The following is a 13,220-nucleotide window of genomic DNA, read 5'->3' as shown; positions in this document are numbered from 1 at the left end:
CTAGACAGCTCCACTCCACAACCGGAGGCCTTCGTCATCACGTCTATCTACGTCGTGTCGTCACACAACCTCAACCAACGTCCCTGGGCAGTACACCTAGCGCGGGAGACGGTCAAGCGAGCGTTGGAGCTGCTTAGGGCAGAGCGGCTGATCGTGTCCCGGCAGGGCAGCGGTGCGTTTGTGCGGGCGCAGACACAGCGAGCCGTTGAGCTGCGCACGCACATTGAAGCGGCGTTCGAGCGGCCGCACCTCACGATCGACTTCGCCGGGTTCTCAGGCGAGACGCTGCGTGATGCGCTCGCCGAGGCGCTCGACAGGGTGCGTGTGGGCCGGCCTGCGCCGGAGAGGATCGCGGTGCGGGTCCTGATCTCCGACATGACCGTACCGATGGCGCTGCCGTCGCGGGCCGAGACACAGGCCGACGACCCGGCGGTACGTGAACGCGCAGAGCGCATCACCTCCCGGCGGGCGGCAGACGGCATCATCGACCAGGTGGCCGAGCTGGGCGACCTCGGCCTCATTCGGTCAGCCGCGGTTGAGGTGCGGATGCACCGGGCGTCTCCGCTGTTCAAGCTCTACATCCTGAACGGCGAAGAGGTCTTCTACGGCTTCTACCCGGTCGTTGAGCGCACCGCCTCAATCAAGGGTGAGCCCATGGCGATTTACGACCTGATGGGCAAGGACGTACCGCTGTTCCACTATGCGGTGACCGACGACGACACCTCGTACCACGCAGTTCGTGGAGGCGTCCCGCCCATGGTTCGACTCCGTGTGGTCGACCATCGCCTACCGGTACGACGGGTGGGCGCCGAACTCGGCCGGCTGCTCACTGAGGTCGACGCGGTCCTACTCGACTTCGACGGGCCGGTGTGCAGCATCTTCACCGGATACCCGGCGCCGCAGGTTGCCGCCGAGCTGGTCGACGTGCTGCGGCGGCGACGTGTAAACGTGCCGCCGGATCTCCCCAGCGAACCGGACCCGCCTGAGGTGCTGCGCTGCACCGGGGCGCTCGGCGACCAGGGCGTCACGCGGGCAGTGGAGGACGCGCCCTGCGCAGCCGAGCGCCAGGTCGCCGAGAGGGCCCAGCCAACGCCCTATGGCCGAGAGGTCATCGTGGCGGCCCGGCAGGCTGGGCCACCGGTGGCGGTAGTCAGCAATAACTCGGCTGGGGCGGTGGCCGCCTACCTGGAGGCACACCGGCTGGCCGGGTATGTCTCACCGGTTGTTGGCCGGCCTTACGACGACCCCGACCGCATGAAACCCAGGCCCGGAGCCCATTATGCAAGCTGTCCGTGCCTTGGGGATGTCACCGGACCGCTGCGTACTGGTTGGCGATTCCCTCCCGGATATCGAGGGGGCGCGAGCCAGCGGGGTGCGGGCGATTGGCTATGCAAACCGGCCGATGAAGGTCGAAGCTTTCCAACTAGCTATGGCAGACGTTGTGATAACGAGCATGAGCGAGCTAGCGCAAGTGCTGATATCGAGCTAGCGCCAGTGCTGATATAAAGCGTGGCCGGGCGAAAAGCCCGGCCAATGCACTCCCCTCTGAACAAAACTGCTAATGCCTATGTACATGAGAGGACGAAAGCGCCGAAAAGTCGAGTCGCTCAATGATTGATACCAGGTGATCCTCACAGTAGTGTTCCAGCGCTGTCTGGAACATCCCGGCCGCCACCTTTGTAGACGACTTCGTCGCGAAGCTAGAAAGTTTCGCATTCTTGTACACACTCATGTCGTGCCATTCAAGGTAAAGGGCCTCCTCTCCGCCACCCTCGAAAGAATGACGCTTTAGCTGGGAAAAGAAGCCAAGGGAAGACATGCCGGAGATGGCGCTTGTGATCTCGGGCCCTGGAATGCCGATATCACGCCGCATAAGGTCCAGGTTGACGTGTGGGTTGGTCAGACTACCTTCCGCACACGCCATAGTGAAGACGTATCCAACCAGGCGACGCTCATCGACAGTCGCACGCTTCAAGCTGCCTAGTAGCGACTCAGCGACCCGAACGCACCTCTTTTGATCCCCCTCTGACTTGAGCTTCAGCATCTTGAAGAGGAGGTCCGGGGTTGGCGGAAGGTAACTCTTCCTAACTATTGGGCCGAGCTTCTTGGCGGCCAAATCAGCAACTTCACTCGCCGTTGTTTTGCGAGCGTCCAGAAAGCCAACCGAGGGCAGCAGGCCAGGCACTTCACTGTCATCAAAAATGACGGGAAGAATATACTCCTGGCTTTCACTCATCGCGCGAGCTTGCGCAGCCCGCCTCTCGTGGGTAGTCCACACTTTCTCCGCATGCTCATCGGACGCGAACAAGATGCAATATTTCGCCGACTTCCGGTAGACCCACGAGAGATGCTCATACAGATCCTTGCCCCACAGCCTAGCCTTCTCGTCCTCGTCATAAAAAACCCGTATTCCCAGTCGCGATAGCTCCCCCGCCACCTCCGATACATAGGAACGCTGCTCTCCAGCGAACGAGAGGCAGATATCGTATTCTCGGTCACTTGAGTCCGGATTCTCAACCTTCCAACCCATTTGCACCATTCCTCGCTTGGACTGATTCAGCCAACAGCTCCATCCCAGCATCCAATCCAGAGGGGCGCGAGGGGCAGCTAAGCATCTTGTCGAAATGACCCCTTTGGCGCGATCCTGGCGCTACGAATGCACTTCGCTACAGCAGAGTCGGTATGCGGACAGCGGCGAGCCGTCGCCGCTGTCCCATCCTCGTGCTACGAAGATCAGGCAACCAGGCAACGAACACGACCTAAGTGGTCCAACGAAGAGGGCGGAAACCATGGCCAAGTCGGTCTTCTTTAGCTTCCATTACGAACGAGACGTCCACCGGGTGCAGCTCGTTCGGAACATCAACGCCTTGGAAGGCCAGCCACTTTTGAACGCTCAACGGTGGGAAGAGGTTCGGCGGAAGGGCACTAGCGCCATTGAGGAGTGGATTCATGGCCAGATGGCGTACAAGAAGGCGGTCATCGTGCTAGTCGGCCAGGAGACCGCTTCTCGTCCGTGGGTCATCTACGAGATTGAGAAGGCATGGAATGACAAGAAGCCATTGCTAGGCGTCCGCATCCACGGACTGTCTTCCTTCGGCACGACCGACCGGCCGGGTGCAAACCCCTTTGAAAACGCATATATCGGAGGAAGCATTCCCCTTTTTGACCCCACGGCAACGGACTGGCGTGGCAACATCGATTCTCAAACCACCTACAAGAACCTAGCCACTAATTTGGAGTGGTGGTCGGGGCAAGGGGTAATCCGTTCGCGATGAGATCCAATGCCGGCTGCCCGTTCTGCGAGATCGTCCAGCGACGGAACCCTGACACCCGCGAGATCTACCGCAACGAGCATGTAGTTGCATTCTTTCCACTGGAACCCGCGACCCTGGGTCACACGCTCGTGATTCCGCGCCAGCATATCCCCGACATCTGGTCGCTAGACGAGGAAACGGCTTCTCATCTGGCAAGAGCGACTCTAGGGTTATCGCGCGCGATAAGACGTGCGACCAAGCCAGAGGGCTTGAGCGTAATCCAATCCAATGGGACTGCGGCAACGCAATCCGTGTTTCACCTACACGTCCACATCGTCCCCAGGTGGGTGAACGATCAACTAGGGCAGATTTGGCCTCCTGAGACCAGTTACTCGGAGACCCAGAAGGATGAGGTTTGGGAACGGATCCGGAATGAGTGCCAAGGAGTGAGCAGGGAGTGACCCACCCTCCTGGGAAGACTAATGTGGATCCCGATGATCGGCGAAAGCACTTGGACTATATCCAAGCTGTCGTGACGCGGATGTCATCGGCCTCCTCGGCTGCGAAGGGCTGGCTGCTTCCGGTAGTGACTGCAACTTACGGCTATTCTTTAACAAAAAAGGACAGTTCTGTCGCTATTTTAGGCGTTGGGGCAGTGCTTTTGTTCGGTTTCCTTGATGCAAACTACTTGCGCCAAGAAAAGGCGTATAGGCGACTCTATGACGCGGTCGCACGCGGAACGAAAGATATTCCGCTATTCTCGCTCGACCCGTCGCATGCGGATGATCCGATTCCCCCGGCGGCCACGCGTGTACAAGAGATCCAGCTACGCGTGAGTCGATGGTTCCCAGATCGGAACGTTTGGCTCTCATGGTCGGTCGCGCCTTTCTACGGGGCGGTCGTCATTGTTGGCTGCTTGATCGCGTTGGTGGCGCGGTGATGACTCGTCTCGCTTCGGAAGCTTGTTAGGGGTTCCGTCAGAGCAGCGGGTGGAGCAGAGTCGGCGGGACGCGGCGCGGTCTCAACTGTGGTCTCATTTGCTGCAGTACGCGGTTGTCCCTGGCGGTCCGACGGACAGCGCAGCCCTGGTCATGCTCACTGTTGGACAAGTCCGGACGGATGATCGCAGGCCTCGAAAGCGTGTGAGGGTTTACGCCCTCCGCAGGTTCAAATCCCGCCGCCACCGCTCGCAACAGCGAGAACGCCCGGACGGTCAGTGAGGACCGGCCGGGCGTTCCGCTTCTGGTCCCAGTTCTGATCAGGCGGCTGGTGCGTCCGCACTGCCGGATCGTCGCCAGTCGAGCTGATTCTTCGTGATCTCCTGAAGCTTCGTCTTGAAGGCCGCGAAGGATCGGACTCCGAGGGCCTGCGCGTGGCGGTGTTCGATGGCGGCGAGGATCGCGCGGGCTTTGGTGATCTCGTCGAGGCCGAGTTCGGTGGGGACGACGCGCTTGGCGCGACGATCGTCGGGGTCGGGCTGCCGGGTGACGTAGCCGAGCCCGACGAGCTCGTCGACGATCGTGCCGATGATCTGTTTGTGCTGCCCGGACCGGGCGGAGATGTCGGTTGCCCGGGCCCCGTCGGGTCCGAGGAACGCCAGGACCGAACCGTGCCTTGGGCGTACGGCCGGATGGCCCTGCTCCGCCAGCTTCTCGAAGAGCTCCTCCTGGATGGCGCGCATCAACTGTCCTGTCAGCATGCCCAGGTCGGCGATCTTCTGCGGCGCGTCCACAACTCACCCCCGGATATAGTCACCATCCTTGACTGTCAGGATTCGTGACCGTAGTCTAGTTGTCGGCTCCGCCCGATTTCAAATCCGCCCGAAGGTCACCTCGGGAGGCCACCCGCAGGCGCCTCTTCGGGCAGCGCGATGAAGGGAAGCGGCACCATGACCAGCAACGACGTCGACGTCTACGTCGAGAACAAGCTCGACCCCAGGCACCGCGAGATCGTCGTCGCACTCCGCGCACTGATGGCGGACTCCGCGCCGGGTGCCACCGAGTGCCTCACCTACGGCTCCCCCGCCTGGCGCGGCAAGAAGATCCTCGCGGTGATCAGCCAGAGCAAGACCCACCTGACCTTCGCCTTCGAGCGTGGCGCGGAGTTCGTCGACAGCCACGGACTGCTCGAAGGAGTCGGCAAGAAGACCCGGCACGTGAAAATCAAGACGCTCGACGGGATCAACGAGGAAGCCCTGCGGGACTACATCACCCAGGCTGTGAGTCTCGACCAGCGCTGACGGCTGCTGGGCCGCCGGTCGTCGGCCGGGTCGCTCTGCCACAGTTGCTTTGACGGGAGTCTGCTGATTTCCCGCCATCGGCGGGGCGGCCCCGCGGCGCCGGCCCGTGCGTCCGGTTCAGCAGGGACCGTCTCCCTCGGCGAAGAGGCGTCGCGCCCAGTCGGCGTACCCCGCGATGATCTTCCGGACGGTGCGGCCGTCGTGCAGGAAGAGATAGGCCAGCTCGCCGTCGCGGGCGAGTAGGCCGTCGAGCCGGTACGTCCCCTGTGGAGCGTGCAGTGGCGTCAGCTCGGGATAGCGCGTCCGGACCTGCTGGACCGGGCTGCCGACGCCGATCCCCTCCGTGGTTCGCGTCGAGTCGTCGAGCCAGAGCAGCACCAGCCGGTCGTCGATGAAGACGGGGCTGGTCGTGCTGTGCCCGGTCAGCGTCCGGCCGCAACCTCCCACGTCCGTACCCAGGACGCCGCGCCGGGCCAGCTCGTCCTCGGTGTCGCCGAACTCGACGTCGGGCAGTCCGTCCAGGTCGAGGACCTCGCCGGCCGGCACGGTCCGCTGTGGACCGGGCGCGGGAACGTTCGGTGGACTACCCGAGACGACGGCAGCCACCAGCAGCCCGGCAATCAGGGCAAATTGTCGTAATTTCATGGCTTCCCCCGGGGTCCCTAACGGCCGGGAGGCGGCTAAGTTGCGCTCTCAGCGCCCGGATTGCTCCTCTTCCCACTCCTCGGCGAGCTCGTCCCAGTAGTCGGCGCTCAACCGTCGCCGGCCGTGGGCCAGCCAGCCGTCGACGTTCCGCTCCAGGTGCAGCCCAACCTCCGCGAACGCGTCGATCCACGGCCCGGGCTCGACGCCCAGTTCGACGAGGGCGGCGTTGATCGGCCATCCCGCCCGCGGGCTGTCGAGCGTCCTGTCGAGTCGCGGTCCCCAGCTCAGCGCGCCGTCGAGCCAGACCGCCGCCGACTGGTACCCGAGCCCGCCCGCGAACTCCGCCTCCACGTACGCCACCGGGCCCCGCCCGGACCAGCGGGCCAGTGTCGCGGTCAGTGCCGTACCGAGGACCAGGTCGAACGGGTGCTCGTCGTCGCGCTCCTCGACCGAATAGTCGGGCAACGCGCCGGTCAGCTCCTCGACCAGTTGCGGGGTGACCGGCAGCAGCGCGAAATCCTGCCGCAGCTCGCCGAGGACCGCGTGATCCAGCTCGGCTGTCTGCTCGCGCAACAGCTCGATGTCGGCGATCACGGCGCTGAGCTGGTAACTCACCGGGCCGATCCCGCATCCACAGCCTGTGGATAGAACATGTGTACGACGGACGGTCGCGGCTGTGGATAGTGCTCTTCGCCGCGCTGTGCCCGTCCTTCCACGCCGCCAGTATCGCGGCGATGTCAGGCGGGCCGCCAGCCGAGCCCGCCTCCGCCGAAGCCGGCCGAAGTGGTCGACACCCGACGAAGCGGAGATACCGGGAGAAAGGGTGCCCGCCCTGGCAATCCTCGTCAAGGGTGGCTGCCGTAGGGGGCTGCCGTCGGGGGACGCCGCCGGAGCAGTGCGACCCGATCCGGCGGAGGCACCGGACGCCGTCCGGTCGGCCGGATCGGGAGAAGTGAGCCGGCGGGTGGGACGGGTGTGGCCGCAGGTACGACGAAGGGCCGGTCCCCGTGGGGGCCGACCCTGTCGTTCGTGCTGCTCAGGTGAGCGGAGGATACGAGATTCGAACTCGTGAGGGTGTGAACCCAACACGCTTTCCAAGCGTGCGCCCTAGGCCTCTAGGCGAATCCTCCGCGAGCCAGAATACAGGCACCCGGCGGGTGGGCCACCCCACCACCCCCTGAAGATCGACCGGAGGTCGGGTACGCTTGACGAGCCCCCCGTGCGGCGTGCATCTCGTGAACCTCCCCAGGGCCGGAAGGCAGCAAGGATAAGCGGGCTCTGACGGGTGCACGGGGGGCCCTTCTGTTTCGAGTCCCCTCGATCAACTCGAGCTCAGTGAAGTCGGGGCGTTCTCCACGTGCTGACACCCGACATCCGTGAAGTCGAGTTGATCAAGCGTGCGGACCCTCGCCGGCGGCGGGGTGGGTGGTCACCCGGGGCGTACCGGCGCAGAATGGCTCGGTCGAGAGGAGGCGGGACGGGTGGCACTGGCCCTTTACCGCAAGTACCGGCCGCGCACGTTCGCCGAGATGATCGGCCAGGAGCAGGTCACCGAGCCGCTGTCCCAGGCGCTGCGCAGCGGCCGGCTCAACCACGCCTACCTCTTCTCCGGCCCGCGCGGCTGCGGCAAGACCTCCAGCGCCCGGGTCCTGGCCCGCTCGCTCAACTGTGAGCAGGGGCCCACCCCCGAGCCGTGCGGGCAGTGCGAGTCGTGCCGCTCGCTGGCCCCCGACGGCGGCGGGTCGATCGACGTCATCGAGATCGACGCGGCGAGCCACGGCGGCGTCGACGACGCCCGGGAGTTGCGCGAGAAGGCGTTCTTCGCGCCGGCCCGCAGCCGCTTCAAGATCTATATCATCGACGAGGCGCACATGGTCTCGTCGGCCGGCTTCAACGCGCTGCTCAAGCTGGTCGAGGAGCCGCCGGAGTACGTCAAGTTCATCTTCGCCACCACCGAGCCCGAGAAGGTGCTCGGCACGATCAGGTCGCGGACCCACCACTACCCGTTCCGGCTGTTCCCGCCGAAGGTGGTCCGTCCCTATCTGGAGCAGCTCTGCGAGGCGGAGGGGGTGACCGTCGAGCCGGCGGTCTTCCCGCTGGTGGTCCGCGCCGGCGGCGGCAGCATGCGGGACAGCCTCTCCGTGCTCGACCAGCTCATCGCGGGCGCAGGTCCAGAGGGGGTCACCTACGCCCGGGCCGCCGCGTTGCTCGGCGTGACCGACTCGGCGCTGATCGACGAGATGTGCGACGCGATCGCCGCCGGGGACGGGGCGGCGGCGTACGCAACTGTCGACCGGGTCGCCGAGGCCGGGCACGACCTGCGCCGGTTCGCCTCCGACCTGCTGGAACGGCTGCGCGACCTGATCGTGCTCCAGCAGGTGCCGGACGCCGCCGCGAAGGGCCTCATCGACGGTCCGGCCGACCAGATCGAACGGATGACCGCGCAGGCCCAGCGGCTCGGCCCGGGCACCCTGTCGCGCTGCGCCGACATCGTGCACAACGGCCTGGTGGAGATGCGCGGCGCCACCGCGCCCCGGCTGCTGCTGGAGCTGATCTGCGCCCGGATGCTGCTTCCGGGTGTCGACGACTCGACCGGCGGCCTGCTCCAGCGCCTCGAACGCATGGAGCGCCGGCTCACCCTGGCCGGCACCGACGCGCCGTCGGCCGCTGCCGGCTCCGCGCCGGTCGCCCCGGCCCCGGCCGTACGCCCGGCGCCCTCCGCCCCGCACGCGGCTGACGCCGCGGCACCGGCCGGGCCCGCCACGGCGGCTGCCGCCATTCCCGCACCGACTTCCTCCGCCGAGCACGTCCCCGGTGCCGGTGCGCCCCGCCCGCAGTCCCCGGTCGAGGCCGGCCCCGCCGCCCGGCCCGCGGCGGCCGGTCCGGACGACGCGTCCCGGCGGGTGGTGCCGCCCTCGGCGGTGATGCCCGACCCGGTCACCCCGGAGCCGCCCCGGCCCGGAACCGAGACGCCCGGCGTCCTGGACGCGGTAGCCGTACGGAGGGTCTGGCCGGACGTGGTCGGCAAGGTCAACCGGACGAACAAGCGGATCGCCGCGTTGATGCGTGACGCCGTGGTGCGGGAGCTCGACGGTGACACGCTGGTGCTCACGGTGAAGTCCGGCGTGCTGGCCCGGATGGTGTCCGATCACGCCACGGTGCTCACCGACGCCCTCTACGAGGAGCTGGGTGGGCGCTGGCAGATCCGCTGTGAGGTCGCCGGCGAGCGGGGCGCGGCCACGCTCTCCGGCTCGCCGCGTCCGAGCGCACCTGCTCCTGCTCCGGCGGGCCCGGCGTCCGGTGCGCGCAGCGGGACCGGCCCGGCTGCCCGACCCGGTGCGAATGGCGCGTCCGGCCCGGCTGCCCGAGCCGGTGCGGGCGGCGCGTCCGGCCCGGCCGCCGGCCGTGAGAGTGGCGGGTCCGGCCCGGCGGCGGCCGGTGACGACGATGCGGACGACTGGCCCGAGCCGGCCCGCCCCGGTGGGGTCGCCCCGGTTCCGGCCGCTGGTCCCGCCGCGGGCGACGGTGCCGGGGACGACTGGCCCGAGCCGGCGCGCCCGGGCGGTGGACCGGCGTCCGCCGCGGAGGGCGTGCCCGCTTCGGCAGGCGTCCCGAGCGGTGCCCCAGCGGGTGCCGCCGCCCCTGCCACTCCACCGGCGCACGCCGCTGCTGCGGCGAACACCGCCGCCCCGGCGGCGGTGAACGGCAACGGCGCACCGGTGAGCAGCGCCATCGCCGCGGCGCGGGCCGCCGCCGCGGGCCGTGGTCCGCGTACCGCCCAGCCGGCCCGGCCGACCGCGGACAGCGACTGGGCGGGCGAACCGCCGTACGACCCGGACTACGACGGCCCGGTCCGGTCCGGCGGCGGGCGACCGCCGGCGACCCCGGTCTACGAGGGGTTCGATCCCGGCGACGAGCCGTTGGACGACGTGATCGACGAGAAGACGGCCCGGGAGTCGAGCGAGGAGCAGGCGGTACGGCTGCTCCGCGAGGCCCTCGGTGCTGAGAAGATCGACGAGGTGGACGCCCGCTGAGCCGAGCGGGCACGGAGAACGGCTCGGTCGGACCCAGCGGATAGGCTGAGCGACGGCCCAGCAGACGAGTGCGAGAAGGAGCCATCGTGCGCCCAGGTGGACAGCCGAACATGCAGCAGATGCTGAAGCAGGCGCAGAAGATGCAGCAGCAGATCGCCAAGGCGCAGGCCGAGCTGGCCGAGGCCGAGCTGACCGGCACGGCCGGGGGTGGCCTGGTCACCGTGACGGTCGTCGGCACCGGCGAGGTCAAGAGCGTCAAGATCGACCCGAAGGCGGTCGACCCGGAGGACGTGGAGACCCTGGAGGACCTGGTCGTCGCGGCCCTGCACAACGCCGCCGAGGCGGCCCGGGAGTTGACCGAGCGCAAGATGGGCCCGGTCACCGGCGGCATGGGCGGCCTCGGCCTGCCGGGTTTCTGAGCCGCAGATGTATGAAGGCGCCATCCAGGACCTGATCGACGAGCTGGGGCGGCTGCCGGGCGTGGGCCCGAAGAGCGCCCAGCGGATCGCCTTCCACGTCCTCTCCGCCGACCCGGCCGACGTCAACCGGCTGGCCGGTGCCCTGCGCAAGGTCAAGGAGCTGGTGCGGTTCTGCACCAGCTGCTACAACGTCGCCGAGTCCGAGCAGTGCCGGATCTGTCGCGACCCGCGCCGAGCCGACGAGGTGATCTGCGTGGTCGAGGAGCCGAAGGACGTGGTGGCGATCGAGCGGACCGGTGAGTTCCGTGGTCGCTACCACGTGCTCGGTGGAGCGATCAATCCGCTGGAGGGGATCGGGCCGGACAACCTGCGCATCCGCGAGCTGATGACCCGGCTCGGTGGCGGCGCCGTCCGCGAGCTGATCCTCGCCACCGACCCGAACACCGAAGGCGAGGCGACCGCCACCTACCTGGCGCTGATGGTCAAGCCGATGGGGATCGCGGTCACCCGGCTCGCGAGCGGTCTGCCGGTCGGTGGTGACCTCGAGTACGCCGACGAGATCACGCTCGGCCGCGCCTTCGAGGGGCGCCGGGCCGTCTGAGCCGCGACTCAGGGTGCGGTCGCCCGGTACCACTCTGATCGGGTGTGATCGATGAACGCCCGCGCAGCCGATAAATCGCCCATTTATGCCGTCATCATGTGTCGCCTTCGGTCTCCGGTGGGCCTTCGGGTGTCAGAAGGTGTCGGCTTGATAGCGATTACCTCGCGGGCGTTCCGCTTCCTGTGTGACCTGTCATAGCCTCCCGCACACGGACCGAGCCACGACTTCGTGTGGTCAGGCGCATGACAGAGGTGAGAGATGCAGGGGAGAAGGCTCAGAACGGCCGTCGCGATCGCGGCCGTCACCGCCCTGGCGGTAGGTGCCGCCGGGTGCGCGGAAAGCGAGCGTGACGGCGACAGCGGCGAGGCCAAGACCGGCGGCACCTTCATCTTCGCGGGTGCCGGTGACCCGAAGAACTTCGATCCGATCTTCAACGACGACGGCGAGTCGTTCCGGCCGATCCGGCAGATGTTCGACACCCTGGTCACCCACAAGCCGGGCACCGCGGAGCTGACGGGCGGCCTGGCCGAGAGCTGGGAGCACGACGAGAGCGGCAAGGTCTGGACCTTCAAGCTGCGCCAGGGCGTGAAGTTCCACGACGGGACGCCGTTCAACGCCGCTGCGGTCTGCTACAACTTCGACCGCTGGTACAACATGAAGGGCGCGGCGGCCCAGGCGAACATGATCTACTACATGGACACCTTCGGCGGGTTCGCCAAGAACGAGGCCGAGGGTGCCGGTGAGTCGGTCTACAACAAGTGCGAGGCCAAGGACGACGGCACCGCCGTCCTGACCTTGAACAAGTACAAGGGCGCCTTCCCCGGCGCCTTCGCGCTGACCTCGCTGTCGATCGCCAGCCCTGAGGCGCTCAAGAAGTACGACGCCGACACGGTTACGCAGAACGGCGACTCGTTCGCCTACAGCGCGTTCGCCAACGAGCACCCGGTCGGCACCGGTCCGTTCACCTTCGGCGGTTGGGACAAGGCCAAGGGTGAGATCACCCTGAACCGGAACCCGGACTACTGGGGTGACAAGGCCAAGGTCGACAAGCTGATCATCAAGATCATCAAGGACGAGAACACCCGTAAGCAGGAGCTGCGGGCCGGCACCGTCCACGGCATCGACTTCCCCGCCCCGGCCGACCGCAAGGCGCTCGCCGACGAGGGCTTCCAGGTCATCGACCGCCCGGCCTTCAACATCCTCTACCTGGGTATCAACCAGAAGAACCCGAAGCTGAAGGACCTGCGGGTGCGCCAGGCCATCGCCTACGCGCTCAACCGCCAGCAGCTGGTGCAGACCAAGGGCCCGGGCGGCGCGAAGGTCGCCGACGAGCTCATGCCGGACACCGTGCTCGGCTACGCCCCGGACGTGCAGAAGTACGAGTACAACCCGGAGAAGGCCAAGCAGCTGCTCAAGGAGGCCGGCGCCGAGAACCTGACGCTGAACTTCTACTACCCGCCGGACGTCACCCGGCCGTACATGCCGAACCCGCAGGAGATCTTCACCATCCTGGCCAACGACCTGCAGGCCGTCGGCATCAAGGTCAACGGTGTGCCGCGGCCGTGGAACGGTGGCTTCAAGGACGACGTGCAGACGTTCGGCAAGCACGACCTGCACATCCTCGGCTGGACCGGTGACTACAACGACCCGGGCAACTTCGTCGGGACGTTCTTCGGCCGGGCCAAGGCCGAGTTCGGCGACCAGGCGATGACCGACATGTTCGAGGCCATCACCAAGGCCGACGGCACCGTCGACGAGGCGGGCAAGAAGGCGGCCTGGGAGCAGGTCAACCGGGACCTCGCCAGCAAGTGGCTGCCGGCCGTTCCGGTCTGGCACGCCCCGCCGGCCATCGTCGTCACCAAGGACGTCGAGGGCATGGTGGCGAGCCCGCTGACCGACGAGCGGTTCAACACCGTCAGCGTCAAGCAGTGACGCCGATCGGCTGACGCCGTAGGCGGAATCGGCCCGGGTTGGGGGTTTCCCCGCCCGGGCCGATTCCGCGACCATCGAGAGTCTGGTGTGTGAGAG

At 66.9% G+C, this 13,220-nt stretch carries 12 protein-coding genes, 1 tRNA gene, 1 other RNA gene and 2 pseudogenes; 11 read left to right on the top strand and 5 right to left on the bottom strand.

Features of this window, described 5'->3' with window-relative positions; all coding sequences use genetic code 11:
• Positions 1–96: 96 nt before the first annotated feature.
• Together BXA10_RS31815 and BXA10_RS03315 are read left to right on the top strand one after the other, a co-directional pair.
• Positions 97–799 (top strand): annotated as a pseudogene (locus BXA10_RS31815) (GntR family transcriptional regulator); the annotation flags it as partial.
• Positions 800–801: 2 nt separating this feature from the next.
• Positions 802–1,489 (top strand): annotated as a pseudogene (locus BXA10_RS03315) (HAD family hydrolase).
• Positions 1,490–1,558: 69 nt separating this feature from the next.
• Here BXA10_RS03315 and BXA10_RS03310 read toward each other — a convergent pair.
• Positions 1,559–2,530, bottom strand: a complete 972-nt coding sequence (locus BXA10_RS03310; RefSeq protein ID WP_175649085.1) for a toll/interleukin-1 receptor domain-containing protein — start codon at positions 2,528–2,530, stop codon at positions 1,559–1,561.
• Between the two features lie 259 nt (positions 2,531–2,789).
• On the opposite strand from BXA10_RS03310, the gene BXA10_RS03305 reads away from it, so the two are divergent.
• Genes BXA10_RS03305 through BXA10_RS31805 form a run of 3 tightly spaced genes read left to right on the top strand, consistent with a single transcriptional unit; the run spans position 2,790 to position 4,194 of the window.
• On the top strand, positions 2,790–3,275 hold the full coding sequence (locus tag BXA10_RS03305; protein WP_076467257.1) for a TIR domain-containing protein: 486 nt from the start codon (positions 2,790–2,792) through the stop codon (positions 3,273–3,275).
• Complete coding sequence (locus tag BXA10_RS32670; protein WP_076467255.1) at positions 3,272–3,715, top strand: HIT family protein; 444 nt, start codon at positions 3,272–3,274, stop codon at positions 3,713–3,715. Before BXA10_RS03305 ends, BXA10_RS32670 begins: the two co-directional genes overlap by 4 nt.
• 23 nt (positions 3,716–3,738) lie before the next feature.
• Positions 3,739–4,194, top strand: coding sequence for a hypothetical protein (locus tag BXA10_RS31805; protein WP_139337868.1), 456 nt, complete (start codon positions 3,739–3,741; stop codon positions 4,192–4,194).
• Positions 4,195–4,512: 318 nt separating this feature from the next.
• On the opposite strand, the gene BXA10_RS03295 is transcribed toward BXA10_RS31805, so the two are convergent.
• On the bottom strand, positions 4,513–4,986 hold the full coding sequence (locus tag BXA10_RS03295; RefSeq protein ID WP_245828099.1) for a MarR family winged helix-turn-helix transcriptional regulator: 474 nt from the start codon (positions 4,984–4,986) through the stop codon (positions 4,513–4,515).
• A 156-nt stretch (positions 4,987–5,142) separates the two neighbouring features.
• On the opposite strand from BXA10_RS03295, the gene BXA10_RS03290 reads away from it, so the two are divergent.
• The gene (locus tag BXA10_RS03290; protein WP_076467253.1) at positions 5,143–5,493 is read left to right on the top strand and encodes a DUF1801 domain-containing protein; all 351 of its coding nucleotides are present in this window, start codon (positions 5,143–5,145) and stop codon (positions 5,491–5,493) included.
• 117 nt (positions 5,494–5,610) lie between these two features.
• Here BXA10_RS03290 and BXA10_RS03285 read toward each other — a convergent pair whose 3' ends face one another.
• The 3 genes from BXA10_RS03285 to BXA10_RS03275 all read right to left on the bottom strand — a co-directional run bounded on the left by BXA10_RS03285 (position 5,611) and on the right by BXA10_RS03275 (position 7,268).
• Positions 5,611–6,102, bottom strand: coding sequence for a hypothetical protein (locus BXA10_RS03285; RefSeq protein WP_425436019.1), 492 nt, complete (start codon positions 6,100–6,102; stop codon positions 5,611–5,613).
• Between the two features lie 84 nt (positions 6,103–6,186).
• Entirely contained in the window at positions 6,187–6,753 is a 567-nt protein-coding gene (locus tag BXA10_RS03280) for a hypothetical protein (protein ID WP_076467249.1), read from the bottom strand.
• A gap of 430 nt (positions 6,754–7,183) precedes the next feature.
• Positions 7,184–7,268, bottom strand: a tRNA-Ser gene (locus tag BXA10_RS03275).
• A gap of 79 nt (positions 7,269–7,347) precedes the next feature.
• On the opposite strand from BXA10_RS03275, the gene ffs reads away from it, so the two are divergent.
• The 5 genes from ffs to BXA10_RS03250 all read left to right on the top strand — a co-directional run bounded on the left by ffs (position 7,348) and on the right by BXA10_RS03250 (position 13,124).
• An RNA gene (gene ffs, locus BXA10_RS03270) (signal recognition particle sRNA small type) lies at positions 7,348–7,442 on the top strand.
• Positions 7,443–7,619: 177 nt separating this feature from the next.
• Positions 7,620–10,172 (top strand): DNA polymerase III subunit gamma and tau, encoded by a 2,553-nt coding sequence (locus tag BXA10_RS03265; RefSeq protein WP_076467247.1) that lies wholly within the window; start codon positions 7,620–7,622, stop codon positions 10,170–10,172.
• A 110-nt stretch (positions 10,173–10,282) separates the two neighbouring features.
• Positions 10,283–10,591, top strand: coding sequence for a YbaB/EbfC family nucleoid-associated protein (locus BXA10_RS03260; protein WP_217696722.1), 309 nt, complete (start codon positions 10,283–10,285; stop codon positions 10,589–10,591).
• 7 nt (positions 10,592–10,598) lie between these two features.
• Positions 10,599–11,192 (top strand): recombination mediator RecR, encoded by a 594-nt coding sequence (gene recR, locus BXA10_RS03255; RefSeq protein ID WP_076467244.1) that lies wholly within the window; start codon positions 10,599–10,601, stop codon positions 11,190–11,192.
• Positions 11,193–11,450: 258 nt separating this feature from the next.
• Positions 11,451–13,124, top strand: a complete 1,674-nt coding sequence (locus BXA10_RS03250; RefSeq protein WP_076467242.1) for an ABC transporter substrate-binding protein — start codon at positions 11,451–11,453, stop codon at positions 13,122–13,124.
• The last annotated feature ends 96 nt before the right edge of the window (positions 13,125–13,220 follow it).

It is taken from the genome of Micromonospora avicenniae (assembly GCF_900156065.1).
GTDB lineage: Bacteria > Actinomycetota > Actinomycetes > Mycobacteriales > Micromonosporaceae > Micromonospora > Micromonospora avicenniae.
The sequence above is the reverse complement of the archived record's forward strand: the minus strand, read 5'-3'. Positions and strand labels throughout refer to the sequence as shown.

Coding starts and splice junctions, on each gene's coding strand:
- BXA10_RS03310 (WP_175649085.1), bottom strand. CDS start 2,530: ATGGGTTGGAAGGTTGAGAATCCGGACTCAAGTGACCGAGAATACGAT.
- BXA10_RS03305 (WP_076467257.1), top strand. CDS start 2,790: ATGGCCAAGTCGGTCTTCTTTAGCTTCCATTACGAACGAGACGTCCAC.
- BXA10_RS32670 (WP_076467255.1), top strand. CDS start 3,272: ATGAGATCCAATGCCGGCTGCCCGTTCTGCGAGATCGTCCAGCGACGG.
- BXA10_RS03290 (WP_076467253.1), top strand. CDS start 5,143: ATGACCAGCAACGACGTCGACGTCTACGTCGAGAACAAGCTCGACCCC.
- BXA10_RS03260 (WP_217696722.1), top strand. CDS start 10,283: ATGCAGCAGATGCTGAAGCAGGCGCAGAAGATGCAGCAGCAGATCGCC.
- recR (WP_076467244.1), top strand. CDS start 10,599: ATGTATGAAGGCGCCATCCAGGACCTGATCGACGAGCTGGGGCGGCTG.
- BXA10_RS03250 (WP_076467242.1), top strand. CDS start 11,451: ATGCAGGGGAGAAGGCTCAGAACGGCCGTCGCGATCGCGGCCGTCACC.